Annotated in this window: 16 protein-coding genes and 1 riboswitch; of the genes, 6 read left to right on the top strand and 10 right to left on the bottom strand. The window is 61.8% G+C overall.

Annotated features, from left to right (window positions below):
* Positions 1 to 6: 6 nt before the first annotated feature.
* Both kdpA and kdpF read right to left on the bottom strand, forming a co-directional pair.
* Positions 7 to 1,695 (bottom strand): potassium-transporting ATPase subunit KdpA, encoded by a 1,689-nt coding sequence (kdpA, locus tag TC41_RS01455; protein ID WP_014463208.1) that lies wholly within the window; start codon positions 1,693 to 1,695, stop codon positions 7 to 9.
* A gap of 49 nt (positions 1,696 to 1,744) precedes the next feature.
* Positions 1,745 to 1,822, bottom strand: a complete 78-nt coding sequence (gene kdpF / locus TC41_RS17185) for a K(+)-transporting ATPase subunit F (RefSeq protein ID WP_148260233.1) — start codon at positions 1,820 to 1,822, stop codon at positions 1,745 to 1,747.
* Positions 1,823 to 2,096: 274 nt separating this feature from the next.
* On the opposite strand from kdpF, the gene TC41_RS01450 reads away from it, so the two are divergent.
* Both TC41_RS01450 and TC41_RS01445 read left to right on the top strand, forming a co-directional pair.
* Positions 2,097 to 3,686: a DUF4118 domain-containing protein gene (locus tag TC41_RS01450; RefSeq protein ID WP_237699999.1), complete on the top strand. Its 1,590-nt coding sequence runs from the start codon at positions 2,097 to 2,099 to the stop codon at positions 3,684 to 3,686.
* Positions 3,683 to 4,381, top strand: coding sequence for a response regulator (locus TC41_RS01445; protein WP_014463206.1), 699 nt, complete (start codon positions 3,683 to 3,685; stop codon positions 4,379 to 4,381). The genes TC41_RS01450 and TC41_RS01445 overlap by 4 nt, the downstream gene beginning before the upstream one ends.
* A gap of 71 nt (positions 4,382 to 4,452) precedes the next feature.
* Here TC41_RS01445 and TC41_RS16510 read toward each other — a convergent pair whose 3' ends face one another.
* The 3 genes from TC41_RS16510 to TC41_RS01435 all read right to left on the bottom strand — a co-directional run bounded on the left by TC41_RS16510 (position 4,453) and on the right by TC41_RS01435 (position 7,419).
* A complete protein-coding gene (locus tag TC41_RS16510; protein ID WP_014463205.1) occupies positions 4,453 to 4,629 on the bottom strand; it encodes a hypothetical protein in 177 nt (58 codons plus the stop codon).
* A 125-nt stretch (positions 4,630 to 4,754) separates the two neighbouring features.
* On the bottom strand, positions 4,755 to 6,359 hold the full coding sequence (locus TC41_RS01440) for a S53 family peptidase (RefSeq protein WP_014463204.1): 1,605 nt from the start codon (positions 6,357 to 6,359) through the stop codon (positions 4,755 to 4,757).
* A 130-nt stretch (positions 6,360 to 6,489) separates the two neighbouring features.
* Positions 6,490 to 7,419 carry a LysR family transcriptional regulator gene (locus TC41_RS01435; protein WP_014463203.1) on the bottom strand — a complete coding sequence of 310 codons (930 nt, stop codon included), beginning with the start codon at positions 7,417 to 7,419 and terminating at the stop codon, positions 6,490 to 6,492.
* Positions 7,420 to 7,553: 134 nt separating this feature from the next.
* On the opposite strand from TC41_RS01435, the gene TC41_RS01430 reads away from it, so the two are divergent.
* The 4 genes from TC41_RS01430 to TC41_RS01415 all read left to right on the top strand — a co-directional run bounded on the left by TC41_RS01430 (position 7,554) and on the right by TC41_RS01415 (position 12,690).
* Positions 7,554 to 9,179: an MFS transporter gene (locus TC41_RS01430; RefSeq protein ID WP_158306707.1), complete on the top strand. Its 1,626-nt coding sequence runs from the start codon at positions 7,554 to 7,556 to the stop codon at positions 9,177 to 9,179.
* A gap of 41 nt (positions 9,180 to 9,220) precedes the next feature.
* Positions 9,221 to 10,336 (top strand): 5-methyltetrahydropteroyltriglutamate--homocysteine S-methyltransferase, encoded by a 1,116-nt coding sequence (locus tag TC41_RS01425; protein WP_041694867.1) that lies wholly within the window; start codon positions 9,221 to 9,223, stop codon positions 10,334 to 10,336.
* 28 nt (positions 10,337 to 10,364) lie between these two features.
* On the top strand, positions 10,365 to 10,838 hold the full coding sequence (locus tag TC41_RS01420) for a GtrA family protein (RefSeq protein WP_014463200.1): 474 nt from the start codon (positions 10,365 to 10,367) through the stop codon (positions 10,836 to 10,838).
* A gap of 991 nt (positions 10,839 to 11,829) precedes the next feature.
* Positions 11,830 to 12,690, top strand: coding sequence for a hypothetical protein (locus tag TC41_RS01415; RefSeq protein ID WP_014463198.1), 861 nt, complete (start codon positions 11,830 to 11,832; stop codon positions 12,688 to 12,690).
* A 739-nt stretch (positions 12,691 to 13,429) separates the two neighbouring features.
* Here TC41_RS01415 and crcB read toward each other — a convergent pair.
* From crcB to TC41_RS01390, 5 genes are all read right to left on the bottom strand, one after another.
* Positions 13,430 to 13,801 (bottom strand): fluoride efflux transporter CrcB, encoded by a 372-nt coding sequence (gene crcB / locus TC41_RS01410; RefSeq protein ID WP_014463196.1) that lies wholly within the window; start codon positions 13,799 to 13,801, stop codon positions 13,430 to 13,432.
* A complete protein-coding gene (locus TC41_RS01405) occupies positions 13,798 to 14,214 on the bottom strand; it encodes a fluoride efflux transporter FluC (RefSeq protein WP_041695621.1) in 417 nt (138 codons plus the stop codon). Before TC41_RS01405 ends, crcB begins: the two co-directional genes overlap by 4 nt.
* A gap of 70 nt (positions 14,215 to 14,284) precedes the next feature.
* A riboswitch (Fluoride riboswitch) is annotated at positions 14,285 to 14,347 on the bottom strand.
* Positions 14,348 to 14,390: 43 nt separating this feature from the next.
* Positions 14,391 to 15,176: a 3-hydroxybutyrate dehydrogenase gene (locus tag TC41_RS01400; protein ID WP_041695619.1), complete on the bottom strand. Its 786-nt coding sequence runs from the start codon at positions 15,174 to 15,176 to the stop codon at positions 14,391 to 14,393.
* 5 nt (positions 15,177 to 15,181) lie between these two features.
* Positions 15,182 to 16,411: an alpha/beta hydrolase gene (locus TC41_RS01395; protein WP_237699998.1), complete on the bottom strand. Its 1,230-nt coding sequence runs from the start codon at positions 16,409 to 16,411 to the stop codon at positions 15,182 to 15,184.
* A gap of 148 nt (positions 16,412 to 16,559) precedes the next feature.
* Positions 16,560 to 17,786, bottom strand: a complete 1,227-nt coding sequence (locus TC41_RS01390) for an MFS transporter (protein ID WP_237699997.1) — start codon at positions 17,784 to 17,786, stop codon at positions 16,560 to 16,562.
* Positions 17,787 to 17,809: the final 23 nt, after the last annotated feature.

Genomic DNA, 17,809 nt, shown 5'->3' with positions numbered 1-17,809 from the left:
CTCCTTTCAGCCGAGCTGCAGCTGTTCGCCAATGGGCCCAAGGGCGAGATACGGGAAGAACGTCAAGGCGCCGACGATGACGAACACGGCCACAAACACGTAGCCGAACGCGAACGTGTCCACCTTGAGCGTGCCGGACGTCTCGGGGATGCGTGCCTTTCCGGCGAGCGAACCCGCGATGGCGAGCATGGCGATGATGGACACGTACCGGCCGAACAGCATCACGAGCCCGATGGAGATGTTGTAAAAGGGCGTGTTTCCGTTCAGCCCCGCGAAGGCCGAGCCGTTGTTGGCCGCGGCCGACGTGAACGCGTACAGGACCTCGGTGAACCCGTGCAGCCCAGGGTTGCCCATGGAGGCCCGGGCGCTCGGCAGCGCCATGGCGATGGCCGTCGGGACGAGGATGACAAACGGGTGGACGAGCATGGCCGCCGTCGCGAGTTTCATCTCACGGGCCTCGATTTTCTTGCCGAAAATTTCTGGAGTCCGTCCAACCATGAGCCCGGAGATGAAGACGGCGATGATGAGGAACATGAGGATGTTGAGTAGCCCCACACCTTTTCCGCCGAAGATCAGGTTGAACATCATGAAGAGAAGAGGGACCATGCCGCTCATTGGCATCAGGCTGTCGTGCATCGCGTTCACAGCGCCGGTCGTGTAGGCGGTGGTGGCGGCGACGAACAGGCTGGTCAACGGCAGGCCAAAGCGCACTTCCTTGCCCTCCATATTCGGGCCGTGCAGGCCGAGCGCGTGCGCGAGGATGGGGTTTCCTGCCGCTTCATACGTGTACACGAGGTACGCCCCCGCGAGCAAAATGGCGCCGAGCAACGTGCAGAGCACGATGGCCAACCGGCGGCTGCGCAGGAAATACCCCGCGGTAAACACAAGGGCGGTGGGAGTGAGCCCCATGCCCATGATCTCGAGGATGCACGTCCACGCGTTCGGATCTTCGAACGGGTGCGCGGAATTGGCATTGAAAAATCCGCCGCCGTTCGTCCCGAGCTGCTTGATGGCTTCCAGCGTGGCCACCGGCCCGCGCGCGATGGTCTGCATGCTCCCGGAAAGCGTGTGCACCACGGCGGGCCCGGAGAGCGTCTCGGGGACGCCGAGTGCGAGCAGCAAGAAGGCGAGAATGGCCGCGACGGGCAGAAGCAGGCGCGTGTGCACCCTGACGAGATCGACCCAGAAGTTGCCGAGCGCGTCGGTCTTCTGGCGGCTCAGACCGCGCAGAAAGGCCATGGCCGCCGCAAGCCCGGTCGCCGCGGATGTGAATTGCAGGAAGGTGATGCCGATCATCTGGCTGAGATACGACAGCGACTGCTCGCCAGCGTAGTTCTGCCAGTTGGTGTTCGTGATGAAGCTGGCGGCCGTGTTGAACGCCAAATAGGGCGGCATCGCGGGGATATGGGCCGGATTGAGCGGCAGCACGGCCTGCAGGCGAAATACGGCGTACGCGAAGAGCGCCATGACGAGATTGGACACCATCATGGCGCGCAGGTACGCCTTCCAGTCCATCTCCACGTCCGGATTGACGCCGATGAGCCGGTAGATGGCCCGCTCGACGGGCACCGCCACGGCGTCCGTCCACGTGCGTTCGCCCGCGAAGGTTCGATAGATGTAGCCGCCGAGCGGCCACCCGCACGCGACGAGCGCGAGCACCACGAGAAAAATCGCGAAGATGCCGGATGCGGTCACACGGAGTTCCTCCCTTTCCCATTGCGCCCTCGAAGCGAGCGCGAGGACTTCAGAACTTTTCCGGATGGAACATCACGTACACGAGATAGACCATCACCGCGATGGAGAGCATGAGCAAAAACCACATGGTCACGACCTCCTACGAGCGATCGAAGGATCGGTGAATGACGTACAAGATGGCGAACACGGTCAAAAACAGTGCGACGGACGCGATGTCCTCCACGAGACTCCCTCCTCCCAACCGACACTCCGCAGTCTATCCAGCGGCTCGTGAGGTTTCGGATGTTGATTCCGCTCGGACGGCGTAAAAAATGCATAAAAATCGTTGGCAAGGCCCCTCTCGCGCGCTACCCTTCTCTAGAGACGAGTTGCGGCATGCGCGCCGAACGGAGTGGATCCGCGTGCGATTTACCCCGAAATGGCAGATTCTGAACGTCCGTTGGCCCACGTGGTGGCAGGAAGGGCGCCAAGGGGAGCCCTCTCTGCCTCGCCCCCGCGCCCTCTGGGCGTACGCTGCCGTTTGCGGCATGGACGCCCTCCTCACGGGCCTCGTGTTTCTGTTCGACTTTCACTACGATCGCGTCAATATCGCCATGCTGTACCTGATCCCGGTGGTGGTCGCGTCGGCCGTGTACGGCCTTTGGCCCGGCGTGTTCGCGGCGTGCCTTGGCCTCATGTCGTTCGATTTCTTCTTTGTGCCGCCCATCTTCAGCTACGCCGTGAGCGATCTCCGCTTTCTCGTGTCGTTCGCAGTGTTTCTCGTCGTGGCCATCACGACCGCGGGGCTTGCCTCCAGCATGCGGCGAAGGGCGGAGGAGGCGAGCCAGCGCGCGCGCATCGCGCAGACGCTGTTTCGCATGAGCCGGGCCCTGACCGCCGCTGCGGATGAGCGGCGCGTTGTGGAGACCGCGCTCGAACAGGTCCGAGAGCTTTTGCACACGCACGCGTACATCGCGCTCAAGCGCTCAAGCGGCTACGACCTGCACGCCCTCCCCGGCGACGAGGCGGCCCCCGTGATCGATCGGCAGGTCCTCGACTGGGTCCTTCGCCACGGCGATCTCGCCAGTTTCGGCTCGAAAACCCACGGCCAGGCCGCGTTTTTGTATGTGCCCATCCGCGCACAGGACGAGGTGTACGGTGCCTTCATCGTCGGCGAGCCCGGGCAGTTTCGGCTCGCGACGCGCGGCGAGATCTTCGACATTCTGCGAGCCGTGGCGAATCTCGTGGCCATCGCGCTCAGCCGAATCGCGTCCGAGGAGCGGGCGCGCATCGCGGACATCGCGGCAGAATCCGAGCGCGTCCGGACCGCCATCCTCAACTCCATCTCGCACGAGCTTCGCACCCCCATCACCGCCATGCTCGGCGCATCGGACGCCCTGCTCGACCCTGGCGCGTCGCTCGATCCGGCGGACCGGCGAGAACTCGTGCTGACACTCCGCAACAGCGCCCTGCGCATGAACCGGCTCGTCACGAATCTCATCGGCATGGCGCGCATTGAAGGCGGGATGCTCGTGCTCAACAAGCGGCCGACCGATCTCGCCGACGTCGTCCGCGGCGCGCTGCGCGAAGTGGCGGAATTGACCGCCGATCACCCTGTGCGCGTTCGAACGCCGCACCCGTCGCCCATCGTGGAAGTCGACGAGACGCTGTTCCAGCAGGCGGTGGTGAACCTCCTCTCCAACGCCGCCAAGTACTCGCCGCCCGCCGCTCCCATTGACGTGACCATCGCGGCACGCGAGGCGGAGGCGGCGCTCGAGGTCCGCGACTACGGGATGGGCATCTCAGATGACGAGTTAGACCGCGTGTTCGACAAGTTCTACCGCGGCCGGCGTGTGGACAAGATCCCAGGAACGGGCCTCGGCCTCGCCATTGTGCGAGCGGTCGTCGAGGCGCACGGCGGGCAGATTGACGTGGAGCGGATGCACCCCGGCACGCTCTTTCGCGTCCGGCTCGCGGCCCGGCCGCATCCCAAGGAGGCGGAGAATCGGTGAGCGGTGCCAAGATTCTGGTGGCGGACGACGAGCGCGCCATTTTGAAGCTCATGCAGATTGCGCTCAAAGGACATGGATACGAGGTGCTGGAAGCTTCGAGCGGAGAAGAGGCGCTGGTTGTGGCGAGCACGAAGCGGCCAGATCTCGCCGTGATCGACTGGGGCCTTCCGGACATGGAAGGCATCGAGGTGTTGCGGCGGCTTCGCGAGTGGTCGAACATGCCCGTCATCATGCTGACCGTGCGCGATGCAGAGGAGGACAAGATTGCAGCGCTCGACGCTGGCGCGGACGATTACGTGGTGAAGCCGTTCGGCATGGGCGAACTGCTCGCGCGGATCCGGGTGGCCCTCCGGCACGCCGTGCGCGTGCAGGATGAACCCATCATCGAGGCGGCGGGCCTCACCATCCACCTGGCGGAGCGGCGCGTGGAACTGAACGGCGAAACGGTGAAGCTGACGCCCATTGAGTACGATCTCCTGAAAGCCCTCGCTCAACATGCGGGGAAGGTCGTGACACACAGGCAACTCCTGCGCCAGGTCTGGGGCGACGTCGATCCCGACAACGCCGCCCACTACCTGCGCGTGTACATCGGACACCTGCGCAAAAAACTTGAGGACGATCCGTCCCGCCCCTGGCGGATCGTGACCGAACCGGGCGTGGGCTATCGATTGGCGGTTGAACCGTCGGAGGCGTGAAAAGGCCGCCCAAGCCGGGCGGCCGACATGTCTTTGCCGAGAGGAGCCTTCCGGGACACGGCGCGCAGCGCTCAGTCGTCCACGTCGACCTCTTTGTGCTCGCGGACGATGTGATTGTAATCGTAGCCGTGCTCACAGTGCTGGCAGTGCACGCGTACCACAAGCTCGCCTTCAGGCACCTCGACGATGTTTTTCTTCTCGCACCGCGGGCAGATGGATTCAACAATCCAATGCTTATGATGGCTCATGCGATCGCCTCCCCACGCACAACGTTTGAGTGTATCACACCCGCTTCAAATCTAGATTAAATCCTCCTCATGGCCCGAGGATAAGAGACGCCGGGCGCTCGGCAAGTACGAGACCGGGCCCCGGTTCAGTCGAGCCCGTGCAAGAAGTAGTACGCGTCGATAGAGCCGAAGCCCGTCGGATGATCCCATCCAGGCCCCGCGCTGTACGCCCCATTTGATCCAGCTGTAATGTCGTGGAACGCGTACGGCGCGTACGACGTGTTCCGCGCCATCGCGTAGATGCCTACGTCCGCCAGTCCAACGGGCGCCTTACCTTCGAGTGCGCGGGCCTGATCGATGAGCGCAAACGTGGCCGCCATCATTGGCGCGACGAAGCTCGTGCCGCCCGCCATCTCCCACTGGCCCTGGTAGTAAAAGTCGTATCCGGTGGCCGGGTCCGCGTTCAGGCTGACGTCGCACGTCTGGCGATAGCCGGTCTGCGGCACGCCCGGCCCGTACTGCCACCAGGGCTCGCCGTACACCGAGCTCACGCCGCCGCCTGTGTCGGACCAGGCCGTCTCCTGAAGGCGTTGGCCGCCCGCCCCGAGCACGAGCCGCGTGCCGCCGCACGCGGTCACGTACGGATCGGACGAAGGATAGTCGACGTCCGTCCCGCTCGTTCCATCGGACGATCCGCTGTCCCCCGCCGCCGCGAACACGCTCTGTCCTTGCGCGGCCATTTGCATAAAGATCTGGTGCTCCGCCTGCATCGTGGACGAATCCGTCTCCGATTCGGGCGCGCCCCAACTCGTCGTGACCACGTGCGCGCCGTCGTCCGCGGCGACCTGCGCGAACGCGTCGATGAACGACTGGGCGTCCGGCTGCGCCGCTTCATACACGGCAAGCGACGCGGTCGGCGCAATGGCGTGCGCCCATTCGCAGTCGAGCGTGGTCTCGTCGTCGGGTGACGTGTACGATCCGTCGATCACGCGCTGGCGCACCACGGGATTCGGCAGGCCGAAGGCGCGATCGAACGCCTGGATATCCGATAGCTGGACGGAGCCGGAGGTCACCACCGCAATCACCTGGCCGCGACCCATGTAGTGGCTGTAGAGGGGCGTGTAGTCGTAGGCGCGCTGAATCTGCGTGGGCGTGTAGCCACCGCCCACCGGCGCGGCATGCGCCATCACGAGGTGGCGCTCCACCGTTGCACTTGACAGACCCACGACGGCCGACACGCGTGCAGCCAGCGGCGCGGGCAGCGTGGCGGCCCCATCCGGCGCATAACACGTAGCCGCGCCCTTCTCATACGTCACCTCGCGCACGCCAAACGCCCGCTCCACGTCGCGCGCCGATCCGACCACCGTGAGCACCATCGGGTCAGCCGTCTGCGCCGCGCTGAGCCCGTAGGCCCGCAGCCCCTGAACCACAGCTTGCACATCCGCCTCGGTCGGCGCGAACGCCGCGTCGAATTCGGCGGGCGTCAAAAATCGCCCCGCGTCCGGCGATCCCGGCGTGTACAAGTTTTGAATGAGGCGCTCGAGCTCATCCTCATGTCGCAGCCGGAGCGTGATCACCAGATGCATCGGTTGCGAAGGCGACAGCGCCCCATGCGGTTGAGCGCCGCGCGTGCGCGGATCTGGCGAGGCCACCACCACCCGTTCCTGAAGCGGTGCGGCATAAACTGCCGCCGGCGCGGCAAAAGCCATTGAAGCGGCTGCGGCGACGGACAGCCGTGTGAGCGCTCGCATGCGGAACCCTCCCTGTGTCTGTCGATTCTGTTCTTTCTAGTTAACCGACAGTATAAAGGGAGGAGAATTACATTTATAGTTAAAAAAGAGGAACCCGAATCGCATTCTGGTTCCCCTTCGTGCTCCATGGTCAGTTTGGCGACGGCGTCCATCCCTCCACGCCGCGGACGCCCTCATGGCCCACCAGTTGAGCGAAATACCGCCGGGCGAATTCGCGAAACGCCTCGGCGGCGCGCGTGAGGTGATGCCTCCTCGACCACGCGAGGCCGATGACGCGCTCGCATCGCGGCGCCTCAATCCGCAGCCGTCGCGTCTCATGCTCCTCCTTTTCCCACCACGTCAGGGCCGGCACGAACGCAACCCCCAGGCCCTGGCGGACGAGATCGGCAATCACGTCGGCCTCATCCCCCGAAAAATGCACCTTCGGTTCGAAGCCCGCTCGTCTGCAGAAGCCGTCCGTCAGCTCCCGGAATTCGTGCCCCTTGTTGACGCAGATGAACGGCTCGTCGCGGAGTTCGGCCAGGCGAACCACTCCGCGGCCCGACAGGGGATGGTCGGGCGGCACAATCAGATACACCTCTTCCACCATGAGCGGCTCCCAGGCGATCTCGTCCCCCTTGATCTCGGCGCCCGCGATACAAAAATCTGCCTCTCCGCGCACGATCTGCATGGCCATCTCCTCCGCGCTTCCCGTGTACTGGCGAATCCTCACGCGCGGGTGCTCGCGGAGAAACGCGCGCAAGAGCCCCGGCAACAAGCGCGTGGTCGACACCGTGAGGATGACCGTCTCTTCGTTCGCCTTCGCCATCTGCCTGAGCTCGCGTTTTCCCTCCTCAATCTCCGTCAGCGCCCGATCCACCCGGGCCAAAAACGCCCGCCCATACGCGTTCAAGCGCAAATTCCGGCCCGTGCGGTCAAACAGCGGCACCCCAAGCTCTGCCTCTAGGCGGGCGATGGTCTTGCTGAGAGAGGGCTGGGCGATGCGAAGTTCCATCGCTGCGCGCGTCACATGCTCCCACCGCGCCAGGGTGCGAAAGTACGTCAACTGAAGAAGGTCCATGGTGAGCCCCCAAACTATTATGCCTCTTTAATTATCACTCCATAGTTCTTTATGTATTTTACGGAATGGTTCCACCCCTCTACAATGGGATTCGCTTGAACAGCCAGTACTCACGAAACCGAAAGGAGTCCACCATGGAAGCCCTAAGTGCACATGTGCGCCCGAACGCGCGTCTCGCCATGATTCTCGCCGCCACGGCGCTTTCGTTTGGTCCCCAGTACATCGCCAACGTGTCTTCCATCCTGGATCAGTCGCTGCTTCAGTCGGGGCTTGCCGAAGGCTCGCGCGCCTTCGCACTCGCCGCGACGTTGTCCAATCTGGGGTTTGCCGCCTGCGTGCCCATCGGGCTGCGGCTCACGCAGCGGTTCGGATTGAGGCAAACCTATCTGCCGCTCGCCGCGCTGTTCCTCGCAGCCTGCGCGCTGTCGGCTACGGCGCCCAATCCGCGGGTCTTCGCCATCAGCCGCACGGTCGAAGGTGTCGCCGCGGGCAGTCTCTTTCTCACTACCCTGCCCGTGAGCCTCACCTCGTTCCCAGCGCCCATTCGCGGCCGCTTCATCGCCTACGCCATCGGCGGCCTGTACGGCATGTCGGCCCTCGGCACCGTCGTCGGCGCCGTCGCCCTTCTGGTGACGTCCTGGCGCTGGGTCTTTGCGATTGCGGGGCTCCTGTCAGCACTGGGAATCGTCCTCGGACTTCTGTCGTTGCCCCACGAACCGAACGCGCCCGGGGCCCGGTGGGACTTCCCTGGCACGCTGCTCCTTGCCGCGATGGCCGCCTCCCTTGCTCCGCCCCTGGTCCAGATTCGGTTCGCGGGCCTCGGCGCAACAAGTGTCTGGCCTTGGTTCCTCACCGGGGCGCTCCTCTTTCTCATCTGGATAGCCTGGGAGACCCAGTCGCGCGCCCCGCTCGTGCAGTACAGGGCCATCCACACCGTGCGCCAGATTTCGGGTGCGACCATGGCCATTTTGTCCCACGTCGCACTCATCTTCGTGCTCGTCGCAGGGTACCAGTGGCTGCAAGCATTGGATGATGCCGCTTCCCGCCAGTGGCTGACAGCCGCTCTCCTCTTCGTCGGCTGTTTGGTCGTCGTGGCCGTCGCGGCAATGTGGCTACATCCCGTGGTCGGCCCAGGCGTCCTTGGCGCAATCGGATCGGTCGGCGTTCTCGCCGTCGGCTGGCTGTGGCGAGAGCAAACCTCCGGCGTTTCTGTCACCCGCGTCAGCTGCGAAATGGCCGTGGCGCTCTGCCTCATCGGGCTCGTGCTCATCATGGGCGCGCTCACCACCGCACTCGCTGGCGATCTCCACGAAGCGCGGCTGCGATCCTGCTCGCTCCACTTCCACAGAAACCTCGCTGGCGCCCTGGCCCCGTCCTTCGCAGGCTGGTGGATGGCCAGAAGCGCCGCCGTCGCCTATGAACACCAGCGCGATCACGCCACGCTGTTCCAGCCGAGCGCGCTGTACGCGTATCAGAAGCTGGTGGCGGCTTTCGAGCTCAAGACGGGATCGCTTGCGAAAGCAGAGCAGCTCGCGGGTGCCGCGCTGCTCGCAAAGGCGGAGCGCATTTCGCTCTTGGCCGCCCTGCATCACACCGCGGACGTCGTGCTCGTCATCGGCTGCGCCATGTTGTCAGCTTCCGTCGCCATGGCAGTGACGGGCAAGGGGCGCCCGCTGTCTCACCCCGCGCCGGCGGTGAGCCATGTGCCCGCGCAGCGCGAAGTCTCCGAAGCCAAAGCACGCACGTTTGTGGTACGATGACCTCGTCCAACACGAAATCTTGAACGACGAGGATGATCGCCATGTCACACGCAAATCTCGGCCACAAGCCGCCGTTCCGCGCGGATCAAGTGGGGAGCCTGCTCCGCCCCGAGCCTGTCAAGGAGGCGCGCCGGCGCTTTTTTGCCGGCGAGATCGACCAGGACACCCTCACGGCTGTGGAAAACGACGCCATCCGCCAGATTGTCGCCAAGCAAAAGGACATTGGGCTCGCCGCCGTCACCGATGGCGAACTGCGCCGCTCGTGGTGGCACTTCGACTTCCTCGAGCACCTCGAGGGCGTGCAGGGTTACGAGCCCGAGCAGGGCGGCATTCAGTTCCACAACGTGACCACCCGCCCCCGCGCCATCCGCGTGGTCGGCAAGCTGGGTTTCCCAAAAGGTCACCCGATGCTCGCGCATTTCCGCTTCCTGCATGACATCGCGGGAGAACACGTGGCGAAGATGACCATCCCGAGCCCGAGCATGCTGCACTTCCGCGGCGAACTGGCGGATGGCGTGTACCGAGACGAGGACGAGATGTTCCACGATCTCGCCCTGGCCTACCAGGACGCCATCCGCGCATTCTACGACGTGGGCTGCCGCTATCTGCAGCTCGACGACACCGCCTGGGCGTATCTATGCTCGGACGAGCAGAAGCAGCAGATGATGGCCAAGGGCTGGGACCCGAAGCGGCTTGAGGCCAAGTATGCGGAGACCATCAACAAGGCGCTCGAGGCGAAGCCCGCGGACATGACCATCACCATGCACATCTGCCGTGGAAACTTCCGCTCCACCTGGATTTCGTCCGGTGGGTACGAACCCGTCGCAGAGACGTTGTTCCAGAAACTCGACATCGACGGTTTCTTCCTCGAATACGATACAGAGCGGGCGGGCGGGTTCGAGCCGCTCCGGTTTGTGAACCGCAAGTCGCTTACCATCGTGCTCGGTCTCATCACCAGCAAACACGGAGCGCTCGAGGACAAAGACGAGGTCAAGCGGCGAATTGACGAGGCGACGCGCTACGTCCCGATCGAGCAGCTTTGCCTGAGCCCACAGTGCGGCTTTGCGTCGACGGAAGAGGGAAACCTCCTGACCGAGGACGAACAGTGGGCCAAGCTGCGCCACGTCGTCGAGATTGCGCACGAAGTCTGGGGATGACAGAGAAGGACAACAAAAGAGGGGTCAAATGGTGTACGCGGTGCGCGTCGTCTACCGCTATGTGCGGCGTTACTTCAAGTTTTTGCTCGTCGGCGTGATGAACGCGGCCGTCGATCTCGGCGTATTAAACGCACTTTTGCTGGCGTTTCCGACGAGGTCATCGCTTGTGCTGACGGCGTACAACACCATCGGCGTAATCGCGGCCATCTGCAACAGCTACCTGTGGAACCGATTCTGGACCTTCGGCGACATTGCGACGGGATCGCGCCGGGAGAAGATGAAGTTTGCCGTTCAGTCGCTCATCAATCTCGTGCTGAACGACGCGATTTTGGTGGGCGCGAACGACTACCTGGTCACGCATCGCGGGCTCCCCTACATGCTGGGGAGCAACCTCGCCAAGGGCGGGGCGATGTTCGTCTCGTCGTCCGTCTCGTACGTGTTCATGCGCATGTTCGTGTTCAAGCGGCGCAATGTGCTCCATCTGGAGACGCACCGCCGATAGGAAGCCTTCGCTAACAGAACCAACTTATTTATTTTGAAATCAACAATTACCTCCCCACATTCTCGCCACCCATGCTATGATCAGCTTGTCACCCATGCGCGCGCATTCCTCAAATCAGGGTGGTGTCCACGGGGACTGCGCGCGCATTTGGTTTCCTCCACACGATTTCCTCTCTTTTCACTCTAAGTGCTTGACTTCCATGAAAGAAATAATAGGATCAGGAAGGAATAGAAGCTCCCTGGCTTGGACATCTGCATCGAGCGGCATCCCGTTGTGATAGGCTCGCTTCACGACGAATTCAGTCCTCAAGCATCGCTTCGGCAGTTTTGCCGACATCGTCTGCTTCTCAAAGAAAGTTACTCACCAGAAATGGGCCTGATTTTTGAAGATTGATGAATCATATTGGGAGCCACCCCTCATAATTAGGTGAATAATCCCTCAAAAACTTGGATATTGACAATTATGGATTATCAAATTATGATCCGATCATCTTTTATCTACTTTTTGTAATGGGGAGGATTCGAACCATGAAGGCTATTCCGTTCGCAGCCTTGTCGGTGGCCGCGGCTATGGCCTGGCTATTATGGCGTGCAAATGTACGTGGAGTCGGTGAACAGTGTGGCGCTGGGCGATGTGATGTTGGATTCATCTGGTGCAGGACACGTTGAAATCGTTACAAATGTTAGCGGGACGCCTGATTGGGGCACGATTTTCGTATCCTCCCACACTAATAATAGGTGCAATGTACCTTTATCAACCCTATATCCCAACACTCACTCTCGCCTAAGCGTAAGTTTCTATAGGGTTAGTGCCTATCTCCATCCACCGGCATATTGATTTCTGACGTTCAACTATCTTTAACAGGGGTGAATGCGATATGAAAAGATCACGCCGAGGTCTTGTAAGCTCAATTTTCATTGGTGCACTTGCCGCCATGACCGGTGTATTCATCGGGTTTGCCACACGGCCGCATTCAACATCCGCCCCGGGTATGGAAGCGTCGTCCGACACAGCCATGCCGCCTGTTCCAAAGGGCATGGTGAGCGTGCACTCGTCGCTTTCCTCGGACGGAGATGTCTATGCTCGGCTGCTGGCGCAAAAGGGACACCTCATCCCGCAGTTGGATTGGACGCCATATGGCCAGCGTTTCGAGCTTTTCGAACGCACGACAGACGGGTGGAAACTCATGAGGTCCATCAGCCATTCGCGGGCGGACATGTGCAACGTGCGGATTTTCGAGGATCCCGGAAGCCCTGCGCTGGTCTCCTGGACGTGGATCAACTGGCATCCCGACTATGGTACCAACCAGTTGGACGTGTTCAGAGTGCTGAGTGGAAAACCGATAGAAGAGATTTACCATGCGGCCATGGATAACGCGGTCATCCTGCCCTACGGTTCACAAGCCATGATCATTGAACCCATGTCACTCGGCGTGGGAAGCCCGCTCCTCGTGACGTTCCACAACGGTCGTGTCACAGCGAAGTCACCGACCTCAACACCGGTTGTTCGTCCTGGTCAGATGCTCATCGACATTCACACGCATCTTGTTCAGCGCCATCCCGATGTGATCGACGTGTCCAATCTCCCATCGCACCTGTCGCTTCATCTTCATCAGGACATTGTCTTGACAGAAACGGGAGACGTAGTTGAACTCGGCGCTGATTTGGACCGGAAGTACGGAGACCCGGGCGGCTTCTATCAGTTTGAGCCGGCTCCCTATCGAGATTGTGTCATTCTGCGAACCATGGAGCGCGGTGAAGGTTATCTGGTCATCGGATCGACGCCGTCGTCCTATCTCCTGGTTCATGGCAAGAAGGTTCAATGGATATCGATTCCCGTCACTATCTCTTAATCGAGGATGGGTCGTCTGTGTGCAGCAAAGGAGGTACTTCGCATCGCAAACGATGGCAGGCATGCTCGTGGGGGCTTGTGCAATCACCGATGGCATCGGCTTCTTTCGATGTGACAGTGGTGAAACCTTCGCTTTTGTGACCGCCGGGTTAAAATTGACCCAGTAACGTCGGAATGAAATTGACCCACCTGCGTTGAATATCTCCCATCGATAACTGGCGAATGTTGTCGAAGGGGAAATCCAAATGTTACGAGGTGGGTCTGTGTTAAGATTACAGGGTTTGCAGGCAGAAGGAAAGGGTTGGCGTACAATTGCCCGAGAGACTGGCCATTCCAAGAACACGGTCAAAAAGTACCTGAGAGATGGCCACCTAGTGGGGATGAAACCCCGTCCAAACCGGGCCAGGAAGCTGGATCCGTTCATTCCTCAAATTCGACATTGAATGTACATCCGTGAAATCGCAGTGAATGGGCTTGCGAGAACACACATCAGCCTCTTTCCATCGGCCCTGTCACGGATTCAGGAAGTTTGTGGACACCCCAAAACCGAGAATGTTGTTCAATGTGCACGGAGCGGCGTCGATATCGGCGATCAGGGCTTGACATGGAGCCTCCGCGGGCATGATATCGCGTTTGACCGCAGCCGAGCGACGCTTGCCCTCGTAAAGTCCGCCAGACTATCATGCCCGCCTCTCCACGTCAAGCCTTTCGGTATGAGCTGAGGGTTCGCGCGCCGCAGGTCAGACCGCCTGTGGCAGCCAAAGGTCCACCAGGGCGGCGATGACGAGTCCCAAGATGACAGACGATGCTACGTACGTCACGGCGAGCGTGCGGCTCACTCTCCACAGCGCCACTGTCTCCGTTGACATGCTCGAAAACGTGGTAAATCCGCCGCAAAAACCCGCCCCGAGAAAGACGAAAAGGTGCGGATCTTCGTGCGCCAGGCGAGCCGTGAAGATAGCCAGGCACAACGTGCCCACCATGTTGATGATCCACGTCCCCCATGGAAAGGGGGTCTTGTTCACTTTGCCGATCCACTGGCCCACGAGGTAGCGAAGGACCGCCCCAATGGCCGATCCGCCCGTGGTCAACCAAAGCACGGCGTCGTTCACAGCGAGACCTCCTCTTCGGCTTCCCATTCCTCTTCAGGCGTGGCCTTTGCGGGCACAACTTTCGTCCCGAGCCACGCGCATAAGGGTCCCAGCACAGCGGTTAAGATCACGTACAGCGCGCCTTGCCACGGCGCAAGGCGCAGCGCCTCCCACGCGCCAACCGCAAACGTGGAAAACGTCGTGTACCCGCCCATGACGCCCGGACCGAGGCCCGCTACCAGCCAATGCGGAAACGCGTGTCGCACGGCAAGCTGTTGAATCACGCCGAGCAAAAAAGCACCCGTGAGGTTGATCACGAAGATGCCTAGCGGGAACAGGTGCACCTGGCCCACGGCGATGTCGACGAGATCGCGCAGCCCGCCGCCCAACGCGCCGCCAATCAGCACGGCGGCAATCTTTTTCCATTCGCCCAAGCCCTTCTCCCCCTTCTCTCCGCATGAAAATAGCTCCTGCCACGCGCAGACGCATCCAGGAAAGCGTCCGTGCATCGCAGGAGCCATCAGCCCGTCGCGGGCGGTTCCGGTGAGCTCCATCACCGCATCGATTCTACAGCCATCTTAACCGATGGAAAGCGCCGAAGACAAATCCCTTACTGCGCCACGTATCCCCCATCCATCACGACGGCCTGGCCCGTGACAGACGCGGCGAGATCGGACGCCAGGAACACGGCGTAGTGCGCCACCTCCTCGGGCGCGAGCAAGCGCTTCTGCGGCACGAGCGGATAAATCACGTCCTCCAACACCTGCTCCACGGGGACGTTGCGCGTGCGGGCGAGATCATCCAGCTGGTTGCGTACGAGCGGCGTGTCCACATAGCCAGGGCAGAGCGCGTTCACCGTCACACCGTGCTCGGCCGCCTCGAGCGCCGCCACCTTCGTCAGGCCGATGAGACCGTGTTTTGCCGCGTTGTACGCGGCCTTGCCGGCAAACCCGACGAGGCCGTTGATCGAGGCCATATTGAGAATCCGACCATACCCGCGCGCCTTCATCCCGGGCAGCGCCCGCTTGATGCTCAAGAACGGCCCCGTGAGCATCAGGTCCACCATCTTGCGAAACACATCCGTCGGAAACGTCTCGATGGGCGCCACGTGCTGCATGCCCGCGTTATTGACGACAATATCCACGCGGCCATACTGCGCTTCCGCCTGCGTGAACAGCCGGTCGATCTCGCCCTCGTCCGAGGCGTCCGCCGCAATGGCCGTCACCTCCAGTCCGCGCTGCCGCAGGGCCTGTGCCTGCGCTTCGGCCGCATCCTGGCGCAGGTCTGACAACACCACGCTCGCCCCCGCTTCGGCCATGGCCGTGGCGACGGCGAGCCCAATCCCACTCGCGGCACCGGTGACGACGGCGACACGCCCTTGCAAAGAAATCTCCATCTTCATCACGCCTCCAAATTGGTGTCTGCGTACAGTTCCGCGCCTGCTGCGAGAACGTCAACCGTGCGGTACAGGCCGCCTGGCGGCGGCTCCTCGCCGCGCTCCACCCACCGCTCGAGGCGCGTGAACGCCGCTTCAAAATACGGAAAGACCGGCTGTTCGTCGCCGCGATCCAGCCGCAACAGCCCGTCCACGTGATTGCCCCGATCGATCTCGTACAGCCGGTGCAGGTGCGCGCAGCCGGACGCGGCGACCTTCTCGGCGTACGCCGCCTGATGATGGGCAAAGGGCAAGAGGCAGTCCCAATTTCCCGCCACCGTGAGCACGGGCACGCCAATCCGGCCGGTGTTGGCGATGGGGCGGATGCGGGACGCGACGCCCGAAGCCCGCTCCTCGGCTGGATAGGCCGCAAGGGCGGACGGATCGCCCAGCCAGTCGTTCGACCAAGGGAAGGCGAAGATTGGCCAGTCGGGATCCAGATTGCGCCCGTAGAGCCAGAGCGTCACGAGCCAGTACATCTGGTAGTAGATGGACCAGTGACGCTCGGCGCCGGGCGGGAGCCCAAGTTCCACAAGGCGATCCCCCAGGCGATTTCGCTCGGCACCCTCGGCCCGCGCATATGCAGCGAACCCGGCGATCCATGCCGGAAGCGTTTTCAAAAGGTGCTGTCCCTCCGGATCCCAGTGCACACCCTCCCAGTCGACGACGCCGTCGATCTCGCCCGCATGCCGCTCGGCCAAGATGCGCGCCACGTAACCGCCGTTCGACACGCCGAGCACGTAGGTGCGAAGCGGCACCTGCGCGAAACGCAGGGCGAACGCACGCTTGGTCACCTCGATCAGGTGCACGTACGCCTGCTCCCATTCGGTCATGGAACGGGCGGGATCGCGCAAAGAAGGGCCGGGCGTCGCCTTATCGCAGGCGGCGTAGGCGTAGCCCCTCTGCAGCACGATGTCCGATACGAGGTGGTCCAGCGCGAATTCCGATCGGACGGCGGGCGTTCCGCCGATGACGAGTTTGCCGTTCCAGTCGCGCGGCACCCGGATGATGGCCTGCGCGCGCCCCAGCGCGCCATGCCACTGATACCCGGGCACCGGGCGCGCAATGCGCGGCGGCCGGTACACGAGCGCCTGCGCGTCTTCGTGCGCGTCCTGCCCTTGCGTGGTGAGATCCTCCATCCTGTCGAAGCCCTGGGCGATGCGCTCCGCCTCCCGGGCTACAAGCGGTGATTCCATGCCCACGCCCTCCCTCCTCCGCCCTCGCGATTCACCACGATCCTTTCGAGCTTTCTCCCGACGATCCTGCCGATCATCCGTCCCACAGGTCTCACGCACCGCATGAACACTTCCTGAGTGAGACATATGAACCGCTTCACAAGGTACGTCATTCGGCGCGTAGGGTTTCCCTCATGAGAATCATGACGACGATCCCGGACAAGAACACCACAATGGACAGCAATGCAAAGGTACTCCGGATCCCCAACAGGTCTGCACCAAACCCCAACAAAATTCCGCCCACTGCGTATCCCCCGTCGCGCCACATGCGATAAACCCCCAACGCCGCACCGCGCCAGGATGGATGCGAGGCATCACCAACCGCTGACAGCAGCACCGGATAGACCAACGCAGTGCCGACGCCCATGAGCACGGCCATCGTGACCCAGGCTGCAAACGACTGAGCGACAAGTATGAGGGCGGTGCCGGCTGCATTGACCAACTGCCCGAGTACAATCGGGAATTTCCGCCCGATTCGATCACTGAAAGCCCCTGAGCCGAGTTGCAAGACACTCCACGTAAATGTATAGATGCCGCTCACCAGTCCAATCTGGGCATCCGTCATATGAGCGTTCGCCATCTCGACCGGTACCAGTCCCCAAATCGCCGTATCGCTGAGCTTATTCACGAGTCCAGCCTGACTCAACGCGAACAACGTCTTGTCCTGGAAACTCACCAATCTCCATACCTTGCCGAGAGACAGCATTTCACTTGATTCCGTGGGATGCGGATGTGCCTGCAACTCAAGCCTTGCGAACGGCAACGTTTCTCGGATGGTCACAAGAGCCATCATCAGGCCAACGAGCGCGATCGCCTCAGAGAGTAGAAAGGGCGCCGGTCTTGGACCATAAGTCGAAGCTAGGAATCCCGCACCGGTGCTAATCAGAGATACCCCTATGTAGCCTGTAAATTCATTCACGCCGAGGGCCAATCCTCTACGCTTAGGTCCGACCAGGTCGACCTTACTGGTGACGGTCATGGACCACGCGAACCCTTGGTTCGCTCCGAGAAGAAGATTCGCCAGAACCACCCACGTCCATGACGGCGCAAAAATGACAAACAGCGGTACTGGAATTGCGAACAGCCAACCTAAGATCAGGACCGGCTTTCTCCCCCACCGGTCACCCAGTTGACCAGCGACGAGATTCAGGGGGCCTTTGACGAGACCAAATGACATAATAAAGGAGAGGAGTACGGCCAGTGAAGCCAAGTGAAACGTTCGCTGGCCGAGAACTGGAATCACAGTTCGTTCGATGCCGAGCATGGCGCCCACAAACGCATTGTTGATTGCGAGTAAAGTAAATTGGCCAATGTTAGGGCGTAAGCCCAGTTGCAACTGTCGAGTCGACATCGTGTATC

This window comes from Alicyclobacillus acidocaldarius subsp. acidocaldarius Tc-4-1, from assembly GCF_000219875.1.
Taxonomy (GTDB): Bacteria; Bacillota; Bacilli; order Alicyclobacillales; family Alicyclobacillaceae; genus Alicyclobacillus; species Alicyclobacillus acidocaldarius_A.
This window is presented reverse-complemented; position numbering and strand designations above follow the sequence as displayed.

Bases quoted from the DNA above. Each gene is read 5' to 3' on its own strand.
- kdpF (WP_148260233.1), bottom strand. From the start codon at position 1,822: ATGTGGTTTTTGCTCATGCTCTCCATCGCGGTGATGGTCTATCTCGTG.
- TC41_RS16510 (WP_014463205.1), bottom strand. From the start codon at position 4,629: ATGAGCCATCATAAGCATTGGATTGTTGAATCCATCTGCCCGCGGTGC.
- TC41_RS01440 (WP_014463204.1), bottom strand. From the start codon at position 6,359: ATGCGAGCGCTCACACGGCTGTCCGTCGCCGCAGCCGCTTCAATGGCT.
- TC41_RS01435 (WP_014463203.1), bottom strand. From the start codon at position 7,419: ATGGACCTTCTTCAGTTGACGTACTTTCGCACCCTGGCGCGGTGGGAG.
- TC41_RS01430 (WP_158306707.1), top strand. From the start codon at position 7,554: ATGGAAGCCCTAAGTGCACATGTGCGCCCGAACGCGCGTCTCGCCATG.
- TC41_RS01425 (WP_041694867.1), top strand. From the start codon at position 9,221: ATGTCACACGCAAATCTCGGCCACAAGCCGCCGTTCCGCGCGGATCAA.
- TC41_RS01420 (WP_014463200.1), top strand. From the start codon at position 10,365: ATGGTGTACGCGGTGCGCGTCGTCTACCGCTATGTGCGGCGTTACTTC.
- TC41_RS01415 (WP_014463198.1), top strand. From the start codon at position 11,830: ATGGAAGCGTCGTCCGACACAGCCATGCCGCCTGTTCCAAAGGGCATG.
- TC41_RS01400 (WP_041695619.1), bottom strand. From the start codon at position 15,176: ATGGAGATTTCTTTGCAAGGGCGTGTCGCCGTCGTCACCGGTGCCGCG.
- TC41_RS01395 (WP_237699998.1), bottom strand. From the start codon at position 16,411: ATGGAATCACCGCTTGTAGCCCGGGAGGCGGAGCGCATCGCCCAGGGC.